We start from the raw sequence: 22,569 nt of genomic DNA, 5'->3' as shown, positions 1-22,569 counted from the left end.
GACAACTGCTCTAGAGTAGTTCTCGACAGCTGTCTTCAACCGCGCAGCCCCAAGGAGGACGTGTGAGTACGCAGGCCGAATCGAACGGCTCCGACCATCCCATCGAGGTCGTCCTTGTGACGGGAATGTCCGGAGCGGGTCGGACCACAGTGGCCAATGTGCTCGAAGACATGGATTGGTACGTCGTCGACAATCTGCCTCCGCAGATGATGCGTCCCCTCGTCGAACTCGTCGCCCGTGCCGATGGGGCTCTGCCCAAGATCGCCATCGTCACCGATTCGAAGGGACGGGCGAAGTATGAGGAGCTCGAAGACACGATCAGTGACTTCCTCGATCAGGGGCTGTCCCTGCGCATCCTCTACCTCGAAGCAGCCGATGAGGTTCTCGTCCGACGATTCGAGTCCACTCGCCGCCCCCACCCGCTCCAGGGCGAAGGGACGCTGCTGGAAGGGATCGAGGGCGAACGTTCGGCCCTCGAATCGCTCAAACACCGGGCCGATATCATCATCGACACCTCAGAACTCAACGTCCATCAGCTCTCGACCCAGGTGCGTAAGCGCTTCAGCACCGTCGACACTCCGCTGCTGCGCCTGACCGTGATGAGCTTCGGCTTCAAATACGGACTGCCCAAGGACGCCGACCACATCGCAGATGTCCGTTTCCTGCCCAACCCGTACTGGATTCCGCATCTGCGCGGACACAACGGACTAGACTCCGACGTCGCGGACTTCGTCCTGGGTCAGAACGGGGCAGAAGAGTTCATCGAGCGCTACACCGCGACCCTTGACACGGTCTCACAGGGCTACCTCCACGAAGGTCGCGGTTACGCGATGATCGGCATCGGCTGCACCGGCGGAAAGCATCGCTCGGTGGCGATCAGCGAACGCGTCGCCAAGAGCCTCGCCGCGCAGACCGGTATCCCGGTCACCGTCCGCCACCGTGATCTGGGGAGAGAGTGAGATGGAGACCGAAGATCTCCCGCAGATCATCCCTGCCGTCAAAGACAAGGGACCGAAGATCGTCTCCTTCGGGGGAGGCCACGGCCTCTACTCTGCTCTGCGGGCCTTCCGTCTGCTCACTGAGTCTCTGACAGCAGTCGTCACGGTGGCCGACGACGGAGGTTCCTCCGGCAGGCTCCGCGACGAACTCGGCGGCCTGCCTCCCGGAGACCTGCGAATGGCCCTGGCTGCTCTCTGTGACGACGGGAACTGGGGTAAGACCTGGCGCGACGTGATCCAGCACCGTTTCGACTCCGACGGAGAGCTCAGCGGACATTCCGTGGGCAACCTCCTCATCTCGGCTCTATGGCAGATCCATGGAGATCATGTCGCCGGCCTCGACTGGATGGCCAAGCTGCTGCGTGCCCACGGTCGGGTTCTGCCCATGTCCTCGGTCCCACTGACGATCGAGGCCGATGTGAAGTTCCCGGGATCCTTCCAAGTCGTGCGCGGTCAGTCCGTGCTCGCCTCCACCCTGGGCCATGTCGAGACCGTCCGGCTCGATCCTCCGGTACCACCGGCCCGACACGAGACGATCGAGGCCGTCGCCGAGGCGGATGTGCTCAATCTCGGACCCGGCTCCTGGTACACCTCTGTGATGCCGCACCTCCTCGTTCCCTCCCTTGCGGAAGCCATCGGACGATCCTCCGCCGTGAAGTCTCTCACGTTGAACCTCAGCTCCAGCGACGGCGAAACAAGAGATCTCAGTCTCAGCGAACACCTCGTCTCACTGCACAGGCACGCACCCTCGCTCGAGCTGAGCTACGTGCTCGTCGACGAGGCCGCAACCCAGGTGGAACCTGATCTCGAGCGGTGTGCACGTGAGATGTTCAACGCCAAACTGTGGGCCCGTCCGCTGCACTCACGGCGGGCAGGACAGCATGACACCCTCAAGCTCGCCGCGTGTTACCGTGACATGTTGGTGGACGCTGGGATCGGCGTGGACGAGCAGTGGTAGCAAATCCAGTTGCAGGAGGACGAACAATGGCACTGACCGCTCAGGTCAAGGACGAGTTGGCACGGGTGAAGATCACCCGCACTTCTGCTCGCAAAGCCGAAGTGTCGGCGATTTTCCGCTTCTCCTCCGCACTTCACCTCGTCAATGGCTCGATCGTGCTCGAAGCCGAACTCGACACCGCACAGGCGGCAAAGCGTCTGCGCAGCGAGATCAAGGATCTCTACGGCCAATACGCTGACATCGTCGTCATCAACGCCGCCGGAATCCGCCGCTCGAACCGCTATCTCCTGCGCGTCACCCGCGACGGGGGTGCTCTGGCTCGCCAGACTGGCCTCGTCGACAACCGCGGACGACCAGTGCGTGGACTGCCATCTGCAATCGTCAACGGCTCTGTTGCCGATGCCGAAGCCGCCTGGCGTGGAGCGTTCCTCGCCCACGGTTCCCTGACCGAACCGGGCCGTTCCTCTGCCCTCGAAGTCACCTGCCCGGGACCAGAGGCGGCACTCGCCCTGGTCGGCGCGGCCCGAAGACTGGGACTGAGCGCGAAGGCACGCGAGGTTCGCGGCGTGGACCGCGTCGTCATCCGCGACGGTGACGACATTGCGGCCCTGCTCACGCGCATGGGCTCCCACAGCGCTGTCCTCGTGTGGGAGGAGCGTCGAATGCGGCGCGAGGTCCGTGCCACAGCGAACCGTCTGGCCAACTTCGACGATGCGAATCTGCGCCGCTCCGCCCGAGCTGCAGTGGCCGCCGGAGCCCGAGTCGAGCGCGCCTTGGAGATCCTCGGTGACGAGGTGCCCGAACACCTGCGCTACGCCGGTCAGCTGCGTGTGACGCACAAACAGGCATCGCTTGAGGAACTGGGCCAGTTGGCCGATCCGCCGATGACCAAGGACGCCGTCGCCGGTCGTATCCGGCGACTGCTCTCGACTGCCGACAAACATGCCGAAGATCTGGGAATTCCGGGCACAGAGGCCAGTCTCACCCCGGAAATGCTCGAAGATCGTTAAGATCGAGGCATGAGACGAATCGCTATCAACGGCTTCGGCCGTATCGGTCGTGCCCTGTACCGCCTGTCCCTCGAATCCTCATCTGACTTCGAGGTCGTCGCCATCAACGATCTCACCGACACTCAGACTCTGGCTCATCTGCTGGCCTATGACTCCGTGTGGCCTCGCTTCGATCACACGGTCGAGGCCGGCGAAGACTCACTGACCGTCGATGGAACCACCATCGCAGTGATCAGCCAGGCCGATCCTTCGCAGATCGACTGGTCAGCATACGAAGCCGAACTCGTGGTCGAATCCACCGGACGCTTCACCCGACGTGACCAGGCCGAGGTCCACCTCGGCGGGACTGTGAAGACAGTCGTGCTCTCGGCGCCGGGCAAGGACGTGGATGGAACCTTCGTCATGGGCGTCAACGAAGCAGACTTCGACCCGGCACAGCACACGGTCGTCTCCAATGCCTCGTGCACGACGAACTGCATGGCCACCATCGTCAAGGCCGTCGACGACGCCATCGGTGTTGAATCCGGCCTGCTCAACACGGTCCACGCCTACACCGGCGATCAGATGCTCGTCGACGGTCCGCACCGCGACGTGCGTCGCGCCCGAGCCGCAGCCGTCAACATCGTCCCGACGACAACCGGTGCCGCACGCACCGTCGGCAAGGTGATGCCGCACCTGGCAGGCAAGCTCGACGGACTCGCGATCCGCGTCCCCGTCCCCGCCGGATCGATCATCGACTTCACCTTCACCCCGAAGAGGGGCGCCACGACCGAAGAGGTCAACGAGATCCTGGCGAAGGCCGCAGAGTCCTCGCCGTACCTCGAATACTCCACGGCACCTCTGGTGTCGACCGATATCGTCGGCACCAGCGCCTCGGCGATCGTGGATTCCCAGCTCACAATGACGCTTGGCAACCAGATCAAGGTCGTGGCCTGGTACGACAACGAATGGGGCTACACCAACCGCCTCAAGGACATGGTCAGCTACATCCTCGGTGAAAGGAACAAATGAGGACATACGACGACCCGCAGATCTTCTCCCACCGCACGGTCCTCGTTCGCAGCGACCTGAACGTGCCGATGGACGAAGGCACGATCACCGACCGTGGTCGCATCCTGGCTTCGGCCGGCACGATCAAGTCCCTCGCCGAGGCGGGGGCACGGGTGATCGTCATGTCCCACCTGGGGCGGCCCAAGGGCACTCCCGATCCGCAGTTCTCGCTGCATCCGCTGGCTCCGGAACTCGCCGAGGCGATCGGTCGCGACGTCGTATTCGCCGCCGACACCGTCGGTGACGAAGCGACGACCAAAGCGGCGGCACTGGACGACGGTGAAGTCCTTCTGCTCGAAAATCTGCGCTTCAACTCCGGCGAGACCTCAAAGGACGATGGCGAGCGGAAGGCCTTCGCAGAGCAGCTGGCCGCACTGGCCGATGACTTCGTCTCCGACGGCTTCGGAGTCGTCCACCGCAAACAGGCATCGGTCTATGACATCGCAGCCCTGCTGCCGCACTATGCCGGATCTCTCGTCCGCGCCGAGGTCGAAGTCAGTGATCGGCTGCTGAACTCGCCACAGGCGCCATTCACGGTCGTCCTCGGCGGATCGAAGGTCTCCGACAAGCTCGGCGTCATCGACAATCTCATCGAACGTGCTGACAACCTGCTCATCGGCGGCGGGATGGTCTTCACCTTCCTCGCCGCGCTCGGCCACGATATCGGATCCAGTCTCGTGGAGAGGGATCGAATCGACGACGTCAAGGGCTACCTCAAGCGTGCCGAAGGCGGGGGAGCGAACATCGTCCTGCCCACGGACATCGTGATGGCCGCCTCCTTCGCCGCTGACGCCGAGAACTGGGTGCGCCCAGTCGCGGAGCTCGAGGCCACACAAGCAGGTGCGCAGGGCCTGGGTCTCGACATCGGTCCCGAATCGGCCACAGCCTATGCCGAGGTGATCTCAGGCTCGACCACCGTCTTCTGGAACGGCCCCATGGGGGTCTTCGAATTCCCTGCCTTCGCTGCCGGAACCAAGGCAGTGGCAGCGGCACTGACCAACAAGCCAGACACCGACTCGTCTCGACTGACTGTCGTCGGCGGAGGTGATTCTGCTGCTGCCGTGCGCACACTCGGCTTCGGCGATGACGAGTTCGGGCACATCTCCACAGGAGGCGGTGCCAGCCTCGAATACCTCGAAGGCAAGACGCTGCCCGGACTCGAAGCACTCGCGTGAGAAAGAAGACGACAATGAGCGATCGGACCCTGCTGCTGGCCGGCAACTGGAAGATGAACCACGATCATCTCGAAGCGATCTCGAGTGTCCAGAAGCTTGCTTGGGCACTTGAGGACGCAAAACTCGACGGGACGCAGTGCGATGTCGTCGTCATTCCTCCGTTCACCGACATCCGATCCGTGCAGACTCTCATCCAGGGTGACAAACTGTGGCTGACCTACGGTGCACAGGACGTCTCGCAGCACGAGCCGGGAGCGCACACCGGTGAGATCGCGGCATCGTTCCTGGCCCGACTCGGCTGCACATATGTCGTCGTCGGTCACAGCGAGCGGCGTGCGAACAACGACGAGAGCAACGACGTCGTCGCAGCCAAGGTCAAGGCCGCACTGGCGCAGGAGATCACACCCATCCTGTGCATCGGTGAATCACTGGAACAGCGTCAGGAGAAGACCCACGTGGACTTCACTCTCACGCAGCTCGAGGAGTCCTTGGCCGGCCTCGATGCCGCCGCGCTCGACGGGCTCGTCATCGCCTACGAACCTGTCTGGGCGATCGGCACAGGCGAGACTGCGACGGCAGAGGACGCAGCCGAGATGGCCGCGGCCATCCGCGCCCGCCTGGAAGAGAAGTACGGCTCCGCATTGGCGTCGAGCACCCGGATCCTCTACGGTGGTTCGGTCAAGACCGATAACGTCGCTGAGATCCTGGCCTCTGACGATGTCGACGGCGCGCTCGTCGGGGGAGCGAGCCTCAACGGGCCTGATTTCGCCGCTTTGTGCAAGGCCGCAGTAGCCAAGTAGACTGACCAACAAATCCTCTGACGAAATATAGGTAGTTCTCGACGTGGAAATCCTCAACATCATACTCATCGTGCTGCTCGTTCTCACGAGCATCTTCCTGACACTCCTCATCCTCATGCACAAAGGCAAGGGCGGAGGCATGTCAGACATGTTCGGTGGCGGCATGTCCTCGTCGCTGGGTTCCTCTGGCGTGGCTGAGCGCAACCTCAACCGGTTCACGACTCTGATGGCGATCATCTGGGGCGCATGCATCATCCTGCTGGGCCTCATCACCCGCTTCAACGCCTGACGTAGGCCCCGATCTTGGCTGCGAAGGCACTGCCTGAGCGCTGGGGACGGAATCTCGTCTGAGGCCACCTCGGCGTTCCAGCCGCCACGACGCCTAGTTCATCGACCACGACGAAGGACCCTGACCGATTGGTCAGGGTCCTTCGTCGTGCCCAGAGGAGTGACCTCCACCCGAAGTCAGCACAGGCCCGAAGTCAGCACAGGCCCGAAGTCAGTCAACTCCGTAGTGGTGCAGGGGCTCGACGTCGCTGATCGCGCGACGCAGCTGATCAAGACCCTGTGCGCGGTCGAGCAGGTGAACTCTGAGTACTGGGCGTCGCTTGTCCCGCAGAGCCGCGGCATCGCCGAGGGCCTGAGCACGCTGCAGCTCAGTGAAGCCATAGGGGCGACCGGGAACCAGCAGATCCGTCCGAGGTTCGGCTGTGATCTGCAGGAACACTCCGTTGGGGTGACCACCCTTGTGGTACTGACCTGTCGAATGCAGATAGCGCGGTCCGAATCCGAACGTCGTCTGCACACCCGAATGCTGTGAGACCAGGGCTCGGAGGCCTTCAGCCTCTGCGTCGGCGATGCGGTCGATGAACGCCTGCACACCGACGTATCCGTACTCGTCGACCTGTGCGAAGAGCTCTCCGATGGCACCGACGAGGTCAGTGGCCTCCTCGAACTCACCGAAGACCTCGACCTGTTCCTCACGGAACGCAGGCTCTGCCGGTGCTGCCGACGAACCGTGTGAGAGGGCTTGCCTGGCATGTTCCTTAGCGGCCTCGACATCCGGCTGGTCGAAGGGATCGACCCCGATGCTGTAGCCGGCGATCGCAGTGGCGAATTCCCAGAAGACGAACAGCTCACCAAGGTCGCCTTCGAGTTCCGCGTTGAAACCGGATGGTGCCTCGACCTCGGTGATGGGACCCAGAGTGCACAGCATGGCGTCTGCACGGGCGTCGAAGAAGCCGACGTCAGCGGCACCGTCGACGACGACGGGCAGGACGCCCTGACCGTCCTTGCCCAAGGACTCTGCCACGAGCTGCTCGACCCATTTGCTCATCCCCGACAACGCTGGGGTGGTCTCGGCGAGGACGAGCTTCTCTGTTGCCCTGGCATGGCCGATGCCCAGCCAGGTCCCGAACTGCAGTGCTGGATTGTCAGGAGCATCAGTCCCCAGACCTCCGACAGCTTCTGCCGCGGACTCCGCGATCGCGCGGACGTCGACACCGGCAAGACCGGCAGGGACGAGTCCGAAGGCCGACAGCGCACTGTAGCGCCCGCCGACGGTCTCATCCGCGTGGAAGGTGGCCAGAAAGCCCTGCTCGGTGGCCAAAGCGTCGAGCTCGGTCCCCGGATCGGTGATGGCGATCAGACGAGACGCTGGATCGATACCCACCGATTCGAAGGCTGCTGAGAATGCGCGGCGAATCGCATCTGTCTCGATCGTCGTGCCTGATTTGGAAGCGACGATCAGGACGGTGTGGGACAGATCGGTCCCGATCGCCTCGGCGACCTGATTGGGATCGGTGGAGTCCACGACCTCGAGCCTGACCCCCGCGGATTGAGCCATGACCTCCGGGGCCAGCGACGAACCGCCCATCCCCGTCAGGCTGATTGAGCGCAGACCCTGCGCCTCCAGTCGGGTCCGCAGAGCCTCGATCTCATCGACGAGCTCCGCGGCCCGCTGCGGCAGATCCACCCAGCCCATGCGTGGCACAGGCTGCTCGTCGTCCGTGAACAACGACGCATCCTTGGCCGCCAGGCGGGAGGGGACGCGCGCTTCGAGGAGACGCCCTACCTCGGCCTCGTAGTCCTCAGAGACCGGAACGCTGTGCTGGAGTCTCATGCACGGTCCAATGCAGTGCGAATCGTGTCCTGCAGCTCCGCCCAGCTGACATCGAACTTCTCAAGTCCCTGCGTCTCAAGCACGGTCATCACCTCCGCGTAGTCGATTCCGAGCCGTGCCAGACGGTCGAAGACCTCGTCGGCGGCCCGGTAGTTCTCCGGTGAGATCTCGGCAGTCACTTCACCGTGATCGGCGAAGGCCTGCATCGTCGGTTCGGGCATCGTGTTCACAGTGTTCTGGGCAACGAGTCCAGCCACGTACATCGTGTCGGGGTAATCGGGGTTCTTGACTCCGGTCGACGCCCACAACAGTCGCTGCGGCGTGGCACCCGCGAGCTCGAGGACCCTGAAGCGCTCGGATGTGAACAGCTGCGAGTGGATCTCATGGGCCAGCACGCAGTTCGCGATTCCCGCCCGCCCCTTGAGGTCTGCCCCGGCTGGATCATCGAGGTCGTCGAGCCGTGCGTCGATCTCCGCATCCACGCGGGAGACGAAGATCGAGGCCACGGACTTGATCTGACTGAGATCATGCCCGGCGACTCGAGCCTTCTCCAGTCCCTGGAGGAAGGCTTCGACGACATGGCGGTAGCGGGTCAGGGAGAACACCAAGGTGACGTTGACGCTGATGCCTGCTGCGATGGTCTCGGAGATCGCGCGCAGTCCGGCTTCGGTCGCGGGGATCTTGATCATCGCATTGGGTTCGCCCACGCGCTCCCACAGAGCCTTCGCCGCGGCGACGGTGCCCTCGGCATCGTGCGCCAGCGGGGGAGCGACCTCGATGGACACGCGCCCGTCTTCGCCGTTGGTGGCGTCGTAGACAGGACGGAAGAGTCGGGCAGCGGCCGCGACGTCCGAGGTGGTCAGGGACTCGATCGCCTCATCGGCGGAGACCTTGCCCTCGCCGAGCTCTGCGACGGCGGAGTCATAGCTGTCCGAGCCGGCGATGGCATTGGCGAAGATCGTCGGATTCGTCGTCACTCCGGTGACGTTCGAGTCCTCGATGAGGCGTGCCAGGTCGCCGGACTCGAGCCGTGTCCGTGACAGGTCATCGAGCCAGATGGAGACTCCGTGCTCGCTCAGCTGTGCCAGATTGCTGCTCATGCGTCCTCCTTCGCCGCTGCGATCGATTCCTCGGCGGCGGTGACGACGGCCGCCGGGGTGATTCCGAACTTCTCGTACAGTGTGGCGTAATCGGCCGAAGCACCGAAATGCTCGATCGACACAGCACGGCCGGCATCGCCGAGGTACTTGTGCCAGCTCATCGCCGAGGCGGCTTCGATGCTCACACGAGCCTTGAGGGTCCGGGGCAGGACCGCTCTGCGGTAGTCCTCGGGCTGAGCATCGAACCATTCCTGGCACGGCATCGAAATGACGCGTGCGGCGGTGCCTGCGGCCTGCAGCTCTTCGGCTGCTGCGATCGCAATGGCGACCTCGGAACCGCTGGCGAGGATGGCTACCTCGGGCTCATCTGCGGTGTCGAAGAGAACATAGCCGCCACGAGCCGCCTCGGAGGCAGGGGCATACTTCTCACGGTCGAGGACCGGAACGGCCTGACGGGTGAGCACGATTCCGCTGGGACCGTCGGTGCGATCGAGGATCCTGCGCCACACGACCGAGGTCTCATTCGCATCGGCTGGGCGCACCAGGTCAAGACCGGGAATCGCACGCAAGGCGGAGAGGTGCTCGATCGGCTGGTGCGTGGGTCCGTCTTCGCCGAGGCCGATCGAATCGTGGGTCCACACGAACACGTTCGGCAGCTGCTGCAGAGCAGCCAGCCGTATGGCCGGACGCTGGTAGTCGCTGAAGACGAGGAAGGTGCCGCTGTAGGGGCGCGTGCCGCCGTGCAGGGCGATGCCGTTGCCGATGAGTCCGGCGGAGAATTCGCGGACGCCGAAGTGGATGTTGCGCCCGTATTCGTTGCCGGAGAATGCACCGGTCGAACGATGTTCGGGCAGGAAGCTCGGGTCGCCCTTGATCAGTGTGTTGTTCGATCCGGCGAGGTCGGCGGATCCGCCCCACAGTTCGGGCATGGTTGCCGCGATGGCGTTGAGGACCTGCCCGGAGGCGGCGCGAGTCGCGATGCCCTTGTCGCTGGTCTCGAAGACAGGGAACTGGTCGTCGAGTCCTGCTGGAAGTTCGCGCTTGGCCAGGCGGTCGAAGAGTTCGGCGTTGGTCGGGTTCGCCGCACGCCAGGCGCTGTAGGACTCGTTCCACTCGATGTGGGCTCCGCGACCGCGGTCCAATGCCGAGCGGGTGTGGTTGAGCACCTCGGCGGGCACTGAGAAGGTCTCGTCGGGATCGAAGCCGAGGATCTCCTTCGTCGCCTTGATCTCGTCGTCGCCGAGTGCCGAACCGTGAGAGCCGCCGGTGTTCTGTGCGTTCGGAGCGGGCCAGGCGATGATGGTCGAGAGGCGGATGAAGGAGGGGCGGGGATCAGCCTTTGCCGCTTCCATAGCGGCGTGGAAGGCTTCCACGTCCTCCTTGTATTCGTCGCCGGCTCTGAAGTCGACGTGCTGGATGTGCCAGCCGTACGCGGCGTAGCGGGCTGCGGTGTCCTCGCTGAAGGCGATCGCGGTGTCGTCTTCGATGGAGATCCGGTTGTCGTCCCAGATCACGACCAGGTTGGACAGCTCCTGGGTTCCGGCCAGGGACGAAGCTTCCCCTGACACGCCTTCCTCGAGGTCACCGTCGGATGCCAGGACGACGACGGAATGATCGAAGGGTGAGGCGCCGGGAGCGGCATCAGGATCGAAGAGGCCGCGTTCGCGGCGAGAGGCCATGGCCATTCCCACCGCCGAGGCGAGGCCGGATCCCAGCGGTCCCGTCGTGATCTCGACGCCTGCAGTGTGTCCGACCTCCGGGTGGCCGGGAGTCAGCGAACCCCAGGTGCGCAGCGCCTTCAGATCGTCGAGCTCGAGGCCGAAGCCCGAGAGGTAGAGCTGGACGTACTGGGTCAGCGAGCTGTGCCCGCAGGAGAGAACGAAGCGATCGCGGCCGGCCCAGCTCGGATCGGCTGGATCGTGATTGAGTCCGTACTGGTAGAGGTAGTGTGCAACGGGAGCAAGACTCATCGCGGTTCCGGGGTGACCGTGTCCGGCCTTCTGCACTGCATCTGCGGCGAGGAGGCGGGCGGTGTCGACTGCGCGATTGTCGAGTTCTGTCCAGGACAGGGAGTTCATGTCTTCGAGCGATCCTTCGTTCGTCTTAGAGGCGTGCACTCAAACTCTACCGCGCCGGGTCCCAAACGCGAGGGGTGAGATCGCCGACCCTGATATCGCAGGCGCGTCGTCCTTCGGCAGCGGGGTCGTGGTTCCTGTTCGCGGCGGTCGCACCCGACGCCTGCATCCTGTGGCTGAGATCTTCTGTGCAATCCGGCTCCGAAACACATCCTCCACCGACTGGCGAAAAATTCGACAGAGGGTAGAATCGACATCGTGAGTGAACTTCGTCAGAACCAGGACACGCAGAGTGAACGCCCTCTGCAGAGGGCAGTCGACGAGGAACGACTCTCAAAACGCCCCCGCTCGATCATCAGCGCCTACATCGCCCTGACCAAGCCTCGAGTGATCGAACTCCTGCTGGTGACCACTGCTCCGGTGATGTTCCTCGCCGCGCAGGGAATGCCGAATATCTGGCTGGTCATCAACACCCTCATCGGCGGCGCAGCTGCCGCAGCCTCCGCTTCGGTCTTCAACTGCTACGTCGATCGTGACATCGACGCGAAGATGGAACGCACCAAGCATCGCCCACTCGTGACCGGTGAGATCACACCACGGGCCGCACTCATCTTCGCCTTCGCACTGGGCCTGGGATCGATCTTCTGGCTCGGCGGATTCACGAACTGGGTGACCGCTGGACTCACCGCCTGCGCGATCCTGCTCTACGCGGTCTTCTACACCCTGATCCTCAAGCGTCGTACCACACAGAACATCGTCTGGGGCGGCGCCGCTGGCTGCATGCCTGTGCTCATCGGCTGGTCTGCCGTCACCGGAGGACTGGCCTGGGAAGCTCTCCTGCTCTTCCTCGTGGTCTTCTTCTGGACGCCGCCGCACTACTGGCCGCTGGCGATCAAGTACAAGGCCGACTACGATGCCGCAGACGTTCCGATGCTGCCCTCGAAGGTTCCGCCGACGAACGTCGGTCGCCAGATGATCGCCTACACCTGGGCGATGGTGGCGTGCTCGCTGGCACTCATTCCGCTCGCGCCGATGGGCCCTGTCTACACAGTCGTCGCGGTTCTCGCCGGCGCTTGGTTCCTGTTCTCCTGCTATGCGCTCGTCTCCCGGGCGAAGAAGGGCAAGAGCGGAACCTCGCTGAAGGCGATGAAGGTCTTCCACGGCTCGATCACCTACTTGTCGCTGCTCTTCCTTGCAGTCGCGATCGACCCGTTCGTCCTCCCCGGCTTCTGGTAGGTCCCAATCCTGAGACCGGCGGGTTCTTCCCCGTCGAGCAGCTGGTCGGTCGAGCAGAGGCCGTGAGCACACGCGGACATCAACGTGCGGACATGAACGATCTGACTCATCCGAAGCTGCAGCGTACGAGCTGTTCAGCCTGCGTCGATGAGTTCCTTGATGACGATCTTCTTCATGCCCATCAGCGCCTTGACCTGAGCGTCTCCGGTCATCAGCTCGTCGAGGTGGGCGGGAACAATCTGCCAGCTGATTCCGAACTTATCCTTGAGCCAGCCGCACTGTTCGCTGGCGGGAACGGCCGACAGCGCCGACCAATAGTGGTCGATCTCGGCCTGGTCGCGACATCTGACGGTCAGTGAGATCGCCTCGTTGAACGTGAATGCAGGTCCACCGTCGAGGCAGATGAAGGGATTGCCGTCGAGCTCGAAGACCCCGTTGATGACCTTGCCGCGCATCCCGGCATAATGCGGATCGAGGGATTCATCGGGGTAACGTTCGATGGAGACGATGTGCGAGTTGGGGAAGACGGAGCAGTAGAACTCCATCGCCTCCTCGGCGTGGTCAGTGAACCACAGGCACGGCGTGATCGGTGTCGGCATGATGGGTGCTCCTCGGGTATGCGCTGTCGAGGACGGCAACGCTTGCCGCGATAGTAGCTGAGATGCCGATCATATGGAATGCCACGAGCACGATGGGCACGCCGGTGAAGTATTGGACGTATCCGATGATCCCCTGCAGCACCTCGATGACGAGGAGGACGACCAGGGGTCGGACCATGACGGTGTGCTTCTTCACCGCCACGACGAGCGAGGTGATGGTCGCGATGACCAACAGCCAGACCGGGGCGGCATGTGCGCGGGTGATCCAGACGTTGTCGAGGCCGTTGCGGGTCGACATCGTCGAGCCCGAGTGCGGACCCGCGCCCGTGGTCAGGACACCGAAGACCACGACGATCGCAGTCAGCCCGAGGATGGTCCAGCCGAGGCCCGGCAGCGGAGACGGAGCCTTCTCAGCTGTGCGCACGCCGGTGTCGTAGGTGCGGCGAACGAAGTAAGCGGCGACGCCGACGGCGATGGCAGAGGGCACGAAGTGTCCGGCCACGACCCAAGGGTTGAGCTTCGTCCACACGGTGATCCCGCCGACGACGGCTTGGACAGGGACGATGGCCAGCAGCCCGAGGTTGAGCCAGAACAGGTCGGGGCGCTGCTTCCGATGCTTCCAGAGCATGAAGACGATGACGACTCCGAGCATGGCCAGCGCCACCGCCAGCGTGCGGTTGCCGAATTCGATGAGGCCGTGGATGCCCATTTCCGGGGTCGACACGAGCGAATCGGGTGTGCACTTGGGCCAGTCCGTGCAGCCGAGGCCGGAGCCGGTGAGCCGGACGATGCCACCGCTGACGATGATGGTGGCCTGCGCGATGAGCATGGCCCAAGCAGCTACACGGATCCTCTTAGTGACCATTTCTCTCCTCATTCGAATCGGAACCACCTGCGTGCTGCAAGCGTCCCCACCAGCCCCCACACGAGGAGCACGATCAGTGCTTTGACATCGAAGCCTGCGCCGCCGACGGCCGCACGCATCGCATCGCCGAGCGCGCCGGAGGGCAGATAGCTGACCACCGTGCCCCATTCTCCGGGGTGGGCGATGACGAGCCCGCCGACCCCGGCCATGAGCACCCAGATCAGGTTCGCGCCGGCCAGGGTGGCCTCTGCACGTACGGTTCCTGCCATGAGCAAGCCTAAGGACAGCAGCGCTGCTGTGCCAAGAAGCGTGGTCAGCACCAGTGCGAGTGGGTTCACGGGACTGTTGAAGCCGAGGACCGCAGCGATGGCGAAGGCAAGGATGAATTGGATGATGACGACGGCGATGACGGCGCCGAGCTTGCCGAGGATGAGGCCATTCGTACCCAGCGGAGTCGTCGCCAGCTGTCGCAGCACCCCATAGCGGCGGTCGAAGGCCGTGGCGATCGCCTGACCAGTGAAGGCGGTCGAAGCCAGGCACAGGCTCAGTGCACCGGGCAGCGCCACGGTGAGGGGGTCCGTTCCAGGACCGACGATGCCGAGGCCGCTGAGCAGTGGAGCCTTCGCGAGGAAGATGAGCATACCCAGCGGCAGGATGAGTGAGAGCAGCAGCTGTTCGCCGTTGCGCAGGACGGAGATCGTCTCGAACTTAGTCTGCGCGATGACGCGCTTCGTCCTCATTCGCGGCCTCTGGCTGGTCGGTGGCATCTGGCCTGTGGGTGGCATCTGGCTCATCGCAGCGGCCTGCCCGTGAGTTCGAAGAACACATCTGCCAATGATTGGGAGTGCATGTCGATGTCCGTGATCGCCAGCCCCGCCTCGGCGACGGCCGTGCACAGGCCTGCGATCTGGGTGCTGTCGAGGTCCCCGTCGACGACGAGGGCCGGTCCCACCACCGAGGTGGCCGCGATCCTATTCATCGTGGACAGGAGCTCTCGAGGCGCCGGCTCCAGCGGCTGACTGACCTTGAGGACGAGTCGGCGACCGGAGGGAGAGGCGTTGCGCAGATCCTCGGGAGCACCCTGGGCGATGATGCGACCGCGATCGATGACGACGACCTCGTCGGCGAGCTCTTCCGCCTCGGCGAGGTCATGGGTCGTCAGGACCACGGCCACCGAGGCTGCTGCCAGCTTCCGGATGAAATCGTGGACGACCTCCCGTGCCTGAGGATCGAGCCCGGCACAGGGCTCATCGAGGAAGACCAGGCGCGGTCGGCCGATGAGCGCGGCGGCCAGGGCCACACGTTGCTTCTGGCCTCCTGACAGGCGCCGAATCGTGCGTGTGGAGAACTCGTGCAGGCCCAAGGGGTCGGCGAGTTCATCGACGCTGAGCGGATTGGGATAGAGGGACGCGAGGTGTCGCAGAACCTGGAGCGGCTTAGCGCTCATCGGCAGTCCGCCGTCCTGGAGCATGACGCCTGCGAGCAGAGATGTCGAGGCATGGTCACGAAACGGATCGTGGCCGAAGATCTCCACGCGCCCGGCATCGGGGGCCCGTGTGCCCACCGCCAGGGAGATCGTCGTCGACTTGCCTGCACCATTGGGTCCGAGCACACCGAGGATGGATCCGGTGGAGGCATCGAGGTCGATCCCGTCGACGACGTGGTGTGCGCCGTACGAGTAATGGAGACCACGTATGGTGAGGGCCGATTCTGACACCTGACCATTCTACGACGCGTCGAATCGGCCCGTAGTTAGGCTCACCTAGTTTTACGAAACAAATTACGCAACAATAGTGTTGTGTTAGTCAAGGAGGTGGAGAATGGCTGCGAACGACACAGAAGATCGACGTACCCGAGAGAAGGTATTCCGATCGGTGCTCGATGAAGGGCCGATCACTGCCTCGGCGTTGGCGAAGGGGCTTGACCTGACTCCTGCGGCGATTCGTCGTCACATGGATGCGCTGGAGAGCGAGGGCCTCATCGAGGTCCGAGAGCTCGCCGGCAAGCAGGCAGGCCGCGGCAGGCCGGCCAGACACTACGTGGTCACTTCACGTGGGCATGGCTCGGTCACCCATTCCTATGACCAGCTGGCAGTCGACATCCTCCGGTTCATGAAGGACCGAGTCGGCCATGAGGCCGTTGAGGAGTTCACCGAGGACCTGGTGGCGAAACTCCGCGACCGCCTCGGCGGGGAACTGGATCGACGGGGAGGCACCACAGTGGCTTCCCGCTCCCGGGGACTGGCTGCGGCATTGACCAAGGAGGGATATGCCGCCTCGGCGACACCGGTGGCGGCCGGCACCCCTCTCGAAGCAATGCAGCTGTGCCAAGGACATTGTCCGATCCAGGCAGTCGCCTCCGAGTTCCCCGAGATCTGCGAAGCAGAGCTTGCCATGTTCTCGGACTACCTGGGCGTCGATGTTCGCCGTCTGTCCTCATTGGCCCACGGCGATCATGTCTGCACCACCCACATTCCGACCTCGGAACTCACCAGACCACTCATCCACAGCAATGATCGACCTCAAGGAGGTTCCCGATGACTGACACAGGCAATCGGATCATCGATGCTAACCCCGAGCTCAAAGACCTCGGGCAGTACGCATACGGTTGGCACGACGGAAACGACGCCGGAGAGTTCGCGGCTCGCGGTCTCTCGGAAGACGTCGTCCGCAACATCTCGAAGTTGAAGGACGAGCCGGACTGGATGCTGCAGCGCCGACTCAAAGCGCTCAAGCTGTTTGAGAAGAAGCCGATGCCCAGCTGGGGTGCAGACCTCACCGGCATCCACTTCGACGACATCAAGTACTTCGTGCGCTCGACAGAGGGTCAGGCGACCTCCTGGGAGGATCTGCCCGAGGACATCCGCAACACCTACGACAAGCTCGGCATCCCCGAGGCTGAGAAGCAGCGTCTCGTTGCGGGTGTGGCCGCTCAGTACGAGTCAGAGGTCGTCTACCACCAGATCAACGAAGAGCTTGAGAAGCAGGGTGTCATCTTCATGGACACCGACACCGGACTGCGCGAGTACCCGGAGATCTTCGAAGAGTACTTCGGCTCGATCATCCCTGCCGGAGACAACAAGTTCTCGGCACTCAACACCGCAGTCTGGTCGGGCGGTTCCTTCGTCTACGTCCCCAAGGGCGTCCACGTCGAGATCCCTCTGCAGGCCTATTTCCGCATCAACACGGAGAACATGGGCCAGTTCGAGCGCACCCTCATCATCGCCGACGAAGGCTCGTCTGTGCATTACGTCGAGGGCTGCACCGCACCGATCTACAAGACCGACTCGCTGCACTCCGCGGTCGTCGAGATCGTGGCCAAGAAGGACGCGAAGGTTCGCTACACGACGATCCAGAACTGGTCGAACAACGTGTACAACCTCGTCACCAAGCGCGCGATCGCCGAAGAGGGCGCTTCCATGGAATGGGTCGACGGCAACATCGGCTCGAAGGTCACCATGAAGTACCCGGCCATCTGGCTCACCGGTGAGCACGCACGCGGCGAGACGCTGTCCGTGGCATTCGCCGGCGAGGGCCAGCACCAGGACACCGGTGCGAAGATGGTTCACGCCGCACCGAACACCCACTCCTCGATCGTTGCGAAGTCTGTGGCCCGTGGCGGCGGACGCTCCGGTTACCGCGGACTCGTCCACGTGCACCCGGGAGCCAAGGGCTCATCGAACAATGTCCTCTGTGACGCACTTCTGGTCGACAATATCTCTCGCTCTGACACCTACCCGTACATCGACATCCGTGAGGACGATGTGACGCTGGGTCACGAGGCGACCGTGTCGAAGGTCAGTGAGGACCAGCTCTTCTACCTCATGAGCCGCGGCATGGAGGAGACCGAGGCAATGGCGATGATCGTGCGCGGATTCGTCGAGCCGATCGCTCGCGAACTGCCGATGGAATACGCACTCGAGCTCAACCGCCTCATCGAAATCCAGATGGAAGGTGGCGTGGGCTGATCTGCGCCCACCACCGACCACGACAAGGAGTTTTCTAAGTGACTGATACCACCAATCCGTTGGGCCTCGATGAGCACTCTCATGGCGCCGACGTCCAAGTCCCCGATTCCAAGCGGGACGCTCGCACACGCAGCTTCGACGTCTCCGACTTCGCCGTCCCGAACGGACGCGAAGAGGAGTGGCGGTTCTCGCCGGTGCGCAAGCTCAGCGATTTCTTCACCGACGCTGCCTCCGAAACGAAGCTGACCACGTCCGGCGACCTGCCTGAAGGCATCTCCGTGGAGGAGATCTCGCTCGAGGCCGCGCAGGAACTGGGCATCCTCGAACCCGAGGATCGGGCCGCCGCCGTGGCAGCCAACCGTGCCGCCACCGTCACCCACTACTCGGTTCCCGCGGGAACCGAGATCGACGGCGCCGTGATCATCCACGCCGACGGCACCGGCAACGACGTCTCCCATGGGCATGTCGTCGTCTCCGTCGGAGCGAATGCCAAGGCGACCATCGTCATCGAGCACGAAGGACTCGCTCGGCACTCCGAGCTCGTGTCCCTCGTCATCGGTGATGGCGCGAATGTGACCTTCGTGTCCCTGCAGCTCTGGGACGACGAGACGCAGCACCTGGGCCAGCACGACGCGATCGTGGGCAAGGACGCGAAATTCAAGCACATTGTCATCAGCCTCGGCGGAGACATCGTGCGCCTGAACACGAACGTGCGCTACTCGGCAGCCGGGGGAGAGGCCGAACTGCTCGGACTCTACTTCGCCGATGCCGGCCAGCACTTCGAACACCGCACCTACGTCGACCACAACACGCCGAAGGCCACCTCGAACGTCCACTACAAGGGCGCTCTCCAAGGCAAGGACGCACGCAGCGTCTGGATCGGCGATGTGCTCATCCGCCCCGAGGCACTCGACATCGACACCTACGAGCTCAACCGCAACCTCATCCTCTCCGATGGAGCCAGGGCGGACTCGGTGCCGAACCTCGAGATCGAGACCGGCGACATCGCCGGCGCCGGCCACGCTTCGTCGACCGGACGCTTCGACGAGGAGCACCTCTTCTACCTGATGAGCCGCGGCATTCCCGAGGATGTTGCCCGTCAGCTCGTGGTCCGCGGATTCTTCAACGAAGTGATCCAGAAGATCCAGGTGCCTGAGATCGAAGAGGTCCTCAACGAACGAATCGAGGAAGAACTCTCCCGGAGCGTTCTGTGACCATGATCGACGTTGCGGCTGCCGACGAGGTGGCCGCGGGCGCGACGATGAGGATCGAAGTGGACAACCACGAGATCTGCATCGCCCGCGACTCCGACGGCACAATCCATGCCATCGACGATCTCTGCACTCACGGCGAGGTATCGCTGGCCGAGGGCGAAGTGGAGGGCTGCGCCATCGAATGCTGGCTGCACGGCTCCCAGTTCGACCTCAAGACCGGCCGCCCACTGAGCCCACCGGCCTTCGAACCCGTCTCAGTCTATGACTGCAAGGAGATCGCCGGCCGCATCCTGCTTGACCCGAGCACAGTGGTCAATTGACCAGCACGCTCAACTGATCACCACGCTTACCTGAATTGAAAAGGATTGACATGTCCACTCTGAAAATCACTGACCTGCACGTCAGCGTCAACACCGAAACCGGTCCCAAGCCGATCCTCAACGGCATCAACTTGGAGATCAACTCCAACGAGACCCACGCGATCATGGGGCCCAACGGCTCGGGCAAGTCCACTCTGGCCTACTCCCTTGCCGGTCACCCGAAGTACCAGGTGACCTCGGGCTCTGTCACCCTCGACGGCGAGGACGTCCTGGAGATGTCCGTCGACGAGCGCGCCAAGGCCGGTCTGTTCCTGGCCATGCAGTACCCCGTCGAGGTTCCCGGCGTGACCGTGACGAACTTCCTGCGTTCGGCCAAGACCGCCATCGACGGTGAAGCACCGAAGCTGCGCAACTGGACCAAGGACCTCAAGTCCGCGATGGAGAACCTCCGTGTGGATCCTGAGTTCGCCAGCCGCAACGTCAACGAAGGATTCTCCGGCGGCGAGAAGAAGCGCCACGAGATCCTGCAGATGGAGATGCTCAAGCCCAAGTTCTCCGTCCTCGATGAGACCGACTCCGGCCTTGACGTCGATGCGCTGCGCATCGTGTCCGAGGGCATCAACCGGGTGCGCGAGTCGACCGATGTCGGTGTCCTGCTCATCACGCACTACACCCGCATCCTCAGCTACATCAAGCCCGACCACGTGCACGTGATCATCAAGGGCAAGGTTGCTGAAGAGGGCGGACCCGAGCTGGCCGAGCGCCTCGAGAACGAGGGCTACGACCGCTTCCTGCAGGCCTCGGCCTGATGTTCTCCCGCCTGCGGAACGACTTCCCGATCCTGGACACCAGGGTCGGGGAGTCGTCTCTGAGCTATCTCGACTCTGGCGCGACTTCCCAGAAGCCGCAGTGCGTCATCGACACATTCACCGAGTACTACTCGCAGCGCAATGCCGCCGTCCACCGTGGAGCACACTCTCTTGCGGTGATGGCCACCGACGCGTTCGAAGCAGGCCGTGAGGCAGTGGCAGACCTCGTCGGCGGAGCACCAGAACAGGTGGTCTGGACGAAGAACGCCACCGAGGCACTCAACGTGGTCGCATTGGGCATCGACCGAGCCAGCCATGGCTTCGGGGGAGAGGCGGCTCAGTGTTTTAGTCTCGGACCCGCCGATTCCATCGTCGTCACCGAGATGGAACACCACGCGAACCTCGTCCCCTGGCAGCAGCTGGCCCAGTCCACAGGTGCTCAACTCCGTTGGCTGCCGGTCACGGACGCCGGAGAACTGGATCTCAGCGATCTGGAATCCATCGTCGACGAGACGACCAAGGTCTTCGCCTTCACCCATGTCTCGAATGTGCTCGGGACCATCAACCCGGTCGACACACTCGTCGCTCGGGCCCGGCAGGTGGGTGCGCTCGTTGTCCTCGACGCCTGCCAATCGGTCCCGCACATGCCCGTGAACTTCGTCGACCTCGATGTCGACTTCGCGGCGTTCTCCGCTCACAAGGCGCTGGGGCCCACCGGCCTCGGTACTCTCTGGGGGAAGACGGACCTGCTGAACTCGCTGCCCCCGGTCTTGACCGGCGGATCCATGATCACCACGGTGACCATGGAGGACTCGGCGTTCATGGACGCACCCCAGCGGTTCGAGGCCGGAACACAGCCCGTGGCCGAGGTCGCCGCGTTCACCACAGCGGTCAACTACCTCGCCGAGGTGGGCCTGGAGAAGATCTTCGACCATGAGCGAGAGCTCGCCGGAGTCCTCCTCGACGGCATCGCGAAGATTCCCGGTATCACCGTGCTCGGCGCCGCCGACAATCGGATCGGAACCGTGGCCTTCGATGTCGACGGCGTCCACGCCCACGACGTGGGACAGTACCTCGACTCCCAGGGAGTTGCGGTCCGTGTCGGCCACCATTGCGCTCAGCCGCTGCACCGGCGCTTCGGCGTCACCGCCACGACGCGGGCGAGCACCTATCTGTACAACAACACCGAGGACTGCGAACAGTTCCTAGCCGCTCTGGCCGAGGTCCGCCCCTTCTTCGGAGTTCAGTGAGGATCGTGTTATGAGCACGCAGATGCAACAGCTCTACCAACAGGTCATCCTCGACCACTCCCGGTCGCGGATCGGCAACGCGGCTCTGCTGCGCGAGGGGGCAGCGGGACCTCACGGCTCCTCGCACCAGATCAATCCCACGTGCGGAGACGAGATCGAACTCGAGGCCGAGATCAGCGATGACGGCGCAATCGCCGTGCGTTGGTCCGGCGACGGGTGCTCGATCTCGATGGCCTCGGCCTCAGTCCTCTCTGAGCTCGCTTCGGAGAACAGCGTGGAGGGCATGCTCGACATCGAAGCGAAGTTCCACGAGCTGATGCACTCTCGTGGGACAATTGTGGGAGATGAGGAAATACTCGGCGACGCTGCGGCGTTCAGCGGAGTGTCGAAGTTCCCCGCCAGGATCAAGTGCGCGCTCCTGTCCTGGGTCGCGTTCAAGGACGCACTCAACCAAGCCCAAACGTCTCTGAAGGAGTAAGAATGCCCGAAGTGATAGACGCACCGCAGAACGCCAGCATCGACGAGGTCCGCGAAGCGATGATGGATGTCGTCGACCCGGAGCTCGGCGTCAACATCGTCGATCTCGGACTCGTCTACGGACTCTCCGTCGAAGACGACGGCACCGCCGTCGTCGAGATGACCCTGACGTCTGCGGCCTGCCCGCTGACGGATGTCATCGAAGACCAGACCGCTCAGTGCCTCGAAGGCATCGTGCCGGCATACCGGATCAACTGGGTCTGGATGCCGCCATGGGGTCCAGAGAAGATTACCGACGACGGTCGTGAACAGATGCGTGCCCTCGGGTTCAACATCTGAGTTCTGATACTGCCGACGTCCCCGCGGGGACGTCGAACCTTCACCTCGCCGAGGTGGGAGCGCTGATTCCGGTGCCCCCACCTCGGCGATGTTCATGATCGGGTCGCAGCTGTGGATCATCGGCCGGGCCGGCGGAGGTTGCCGAGATCACCTGCCCTGAATGCAGGGGACCAGGCTCGGCATGAAAGAATGAAGACCGACTTTC

Annotated in this window: 23 protein-coding genes; 16 read left to right on the top strand and 7 right to left on the bottom strand. The window is 63.5% G+C overall.

The window, feature by feature from the left end; all coding sequences use genetic code 11:
* The first annotated feature begins 62 nt into the window (after positions 1 to 62).
* From rapZ to secG, 7 genes are read left to right on the top strand one after another with little or no spacing between them, the layout of a single operon-like run.
* Entirely contained in the window at positions 63 to 959 is an 897-nt protein-coding gene (gene rapZ / locus JTF07_RS18725) for an RNase adapter RapZ (protein ID WP_143921753.1), read from the top strand.
* Position 960: 1 nt separating this feature from the next.
* A complete protein-coding gene (locus JTF07_RS18720; RefSeq protein WP_204235718.1) occupies positions 961 to 1,956 on the top strand; it encodes a gluconeogenesis factor YvcK family protein in 996 nt (331 codons plus the stop codon).
* A gap of 26 nt (positions 1,957 to 1,982) precedes the next feature.
* A complete protein-coding gene (whiA, locus tag JTF07_RS18715) occupies positions 1,983 to 2,966 on the top strand; it encodes a DNA-binding protein WhiA (protein WP_009881375.1) in 984 nt (327 codons plus the stop codon).
* Between the two features lie 9 nt (positions 2,967 to 2,975).
* Positions 2,976 to 3,977, top strand: a complete 1,002-nt coding sequence (gene gap, locus JTF07_RS18710; RefSeq protein WP_204235717.1) for a type I glyceraldehyde-3-phosphate dehydrogenase — start codon at positions 2,976 to 2,978, stop codon at positions 3,975 to 3,977.
* Entirely contained in the window at positions 3,974 to 5,191 is a 1,218-nt protein-coding gene (locus JTF07_RS18705; protein ID WP_204235716.1) for a phosphoglycerate kinase, read from the top strand. The genes gap and JTF07_RS18705 overlap by 4 nt, the downstream gene beginning before the upstream one ends.
* Positions 5,192 to 5,205: 14 nt before the next feature.
* Entirely contained in the window at positions 5,206 to 5,991 is a 786-nt protein-coding gene (tpiA, locus tag JTF07_RS18700) for a triose-phosphate isomerase (RefSeq protein WP_204235715.1), read from the top strand.
* A 43-nt stretch (positions 5,992 to 6,034) separates the two neighbouring features.
* Entirely contained in the window at positions 6,035 to 6,280 is a 246-nt protein-coding gene (secG, locus tag JTF07_RS18695) for a preprotein translocase subunit SecG (RefSeq protein ID WP_198396247.1), read from the top strand.
* A gap of 210 nt (positions 6,281 to 6,490) precedes the next feature.
* On the opposite strand, the gene JTF07_RS18690 is transcribed toward secG, so the two are convergent.
* Genes JTF07_RS18690 through tkt form a run of 3 tightly spaced genes read right to left on the bottom strand, consistent with a single transcriptional unit; the run spans position 6,491 to position 11,291 of the window.
* Positions 6,491 to 8,113, bottom strand: coding sequence for a phosphoglucose isomerase-related protein (locus JTF07_RS18690; protein ID WP_204235714.1), 1,623 nt, complete (start codon positions 8,111 to 8,113; stop codon positions 6,491 to 6,493).
* Positions 8,110 to 9,213, bottom strand: a complete 1,104-nt coding sequence (gene tal, locus JTF07_RS18685; RefSeq protein WP_204235713.1) for a transaldolase — start codon at positions 9,211 to 9,213, stop codon at positions 8,110 to 8,112. Before tal ends, JTF07_RS18690 begins: the two co-directional genes overlap by 4 nt.
* Positions 9,210 to 11,291, bottom strand: a complete 2,082-nt coding sequence (tkt, locus tag JTF07_RS18680; protein WP_204235712.1) for a transketolase — start codon at positions 11,289 to 11,291, stop codon at positions 9,210 to 9,212. Before tkt ends, tal begins: the two co-directional genes overlap by 4 nt.
* A 255-nt stretch (positions 11,292 to 11,546) precedes the next feature.
* Here tkt and JTF07_RS18675 point away from each other — a divergent pair, with 255 nt between their 5' ends.
* A complete protein-coding gene (locus tag JTF07_RS18675) occupies positions 11,547 to 12,524 on the top strand; it encodes a heme o synthase (RefSeq protein ID WP_204235711.1) in 978 nt (325 codons plus the stop codon).
* 134 nt (positions 12,525 to 12,658) lie between these two features.
* On the opposite strand, the gene JTF07_RS18670 is transcribed toward JTF07_RS18675, so the two are convergent.
* The 4 genes from JTF07_RS18670 to JTF07_RS20725 are packed head-to-tail and all read right to left on the bottom strand — an operon-like array spanning position 12,659 to position 15,705.
* Positions 12,659 to 13,123, bottom strand: coding sequence for a VOC family protein (locus JTF07_RS18670; protein WP_204235710.1), 465 nt, complete (start codon positions 13,121 to 13,123; stop codon positions 12,659 to 12,661).
* Complete coding sequence (locus JTF07_RS18665) at positions 13,086 to 13,988, bottom strand: COX15/CtaA family protein (RefSeq protein ID WP_204235709.1); 903 nt, start codon at positions 13,986 to 13,988, stop codon at positions 13,086 to 13,088. Before JTF07_RS18665 ends, JTF07_RS18670 begins: the two co-directional genes overlap by 38 nt.
* 8 nt (positions 13,989 to 13,996) lie before the next feature.
* The gene (locus tag JTF07_RS18660) at positions 13,997 to 14,728 is read right to left on the bottom strand and encodes an ABC transporter permease (protein ID WP_252199940.1); all 732 of its coding nucleotides are present in this window, start codon (positions 14,726 to 14,728) and stop codon (positions 13,997 to 13,999) included.
* A gap of 50 nt (positions 14,729 to 14,778) precedes the next feature.
* Positions 14,779 to 15,705: an ABC transporter ATP-binding protein gene (locus JTF07_RS20725; protein ID WP_204235708.1), complete on the bottom strand. Its 927-nt coding sequence runs from the start codon at positions 15,703 to 15,705 to the stop codon at positions 14,779 to 14,781.
* A 103-nt stretch (positions 15,706 to 15,808) separates the two neighbouring features.
* Here JTF07_RS20725 and JTF07_RS18650 point away from each other — a divergent pair, with 103 nt between their 5' ends.
* From JTF07_RS18650 to JTF07_RS18615, 8 genes are read left to right on the top strand one after another with little or no spacing between them, the layout of a single operon-like run.
* Positions 15,809 to 16,528 (top strand): helix-turn-helix transcriptional regulator, encoded by a 720-nt coding sequence (locus tag JTF07_RS18650; RefSeq protein WP_143921740.1) that lies wholly within the window; start codon positions 15,809 to 15,811, stop codon positions 16,526 to 16,528.
* Positions 16,525 to 17,955, top strand: a complete 1,431-nt coding sequence (gene sufB / locus JTF07_RS18645) for a Fe-S cluster assembly protein SufB (RefSeq protein ID WP_143921739.1) — start codon at positions 16,525 to 16,527, stop codon at positions 17,953 to 17,955. Before JTF07_RS18650 ends, sufB begins: the two co-directional genes overlap by 4 nt.
* A 38-nt stretch (positions 17,956 to 17,993) precedes the next feature.
* The gene (gene sufD, locus JTF07_RS18640) at positions 17,994 to 19,169 is read left to right on the top strand and encodes a Fe-S cluster assembly protein SufD (RefSeq protein WP_204235707.1); all 1,176 of its coding nucleotides are present in this window, start codon (positions 17,994 to 17,996) and stop codon (positions 19,167 to 19,169) included.
* Entirely contained in the window at positions 19,166 to 19,489 is a 324-nt protein-coding gene (locus tag JTF07_RS18635) for a non-heme iron oxygenase ferredoxin subunit (RefSeq protein WP_143921737.1), read from the top strand. Before sufD ends, JTF07_RS18635 begins: the two co-directional genes overlap by 4 nt.
* Before the next feature lie 50 nt (positions 19,490 to 19,539).
* Positions 19,540 to 20,298: a Fe-S cluster assembly ATPase SufC gene (gene sufC / locus JTF07_RS18630; RefSeq protein WP_204235706.1), complete on the top strand. Its 759-nt coding sequence runs from the start codon at positions 19,540 to 19,542 to the stop codon at positions 20,296 to 20,298.
* Positions 20,298 to 21,548, top strand: a complete 1,251-nt coding sequence (locus JTF07_RS18625; protein ID WP_204235705.1) for a SufS family cysteine desulfurase — start codon at positions 20,298 to 20,300, stop codon at positions 21,546 to 21,548. Before sufC ends, JTF07_RS18625 begins: the two co-directional genes overlap by 1 nt.
* 10 nt (positions 21,549 to 21,558) lie before the next feature.
* Entirely contained in the window at positions 21,559 to 22,026 is a 468-nt protein-coding gene (sufU, locus tag JTF07_RS18620; protein WP_204235704.1) for a Fe-S cluster assembly sulfur transfer protein SufU, read from the top strand.
* A gap of 2 nt (positions 22,027 to 22,028) precedes the next feature.
* The gene (locus JTF07_RS18615) at positions 22,029 to 22,364 is read left to right on the top strand and encodes a metal-sulfur cluster assembly factor (RefSeq protein WP_009881355.1); all 336 of its coding nucleotides are present in this window, start codon (positions 22,029 to 22,031) and stop codon (positions 22,362 to 22,364) included.
* The last annotated feature ends 205 nt before the right edge of the window (positions 22,365 to 22,569 follow it).

Origin of the sequence: Brevibacterium sp. RIT 803 (genome assembly GCF_016892625.1) — a bacterium.
In the GTDB taxonomy this organism is placed as follows: Bacteria; Actinomycetota; Actinomycetes; order Actinomycetales; family Brevibacteriaceae; genus Brevibacterium.
Note: the sequence above shows the minus strand (reverse complement) of the source record. Positions and strands in the feature narration are given on the sequence as shown.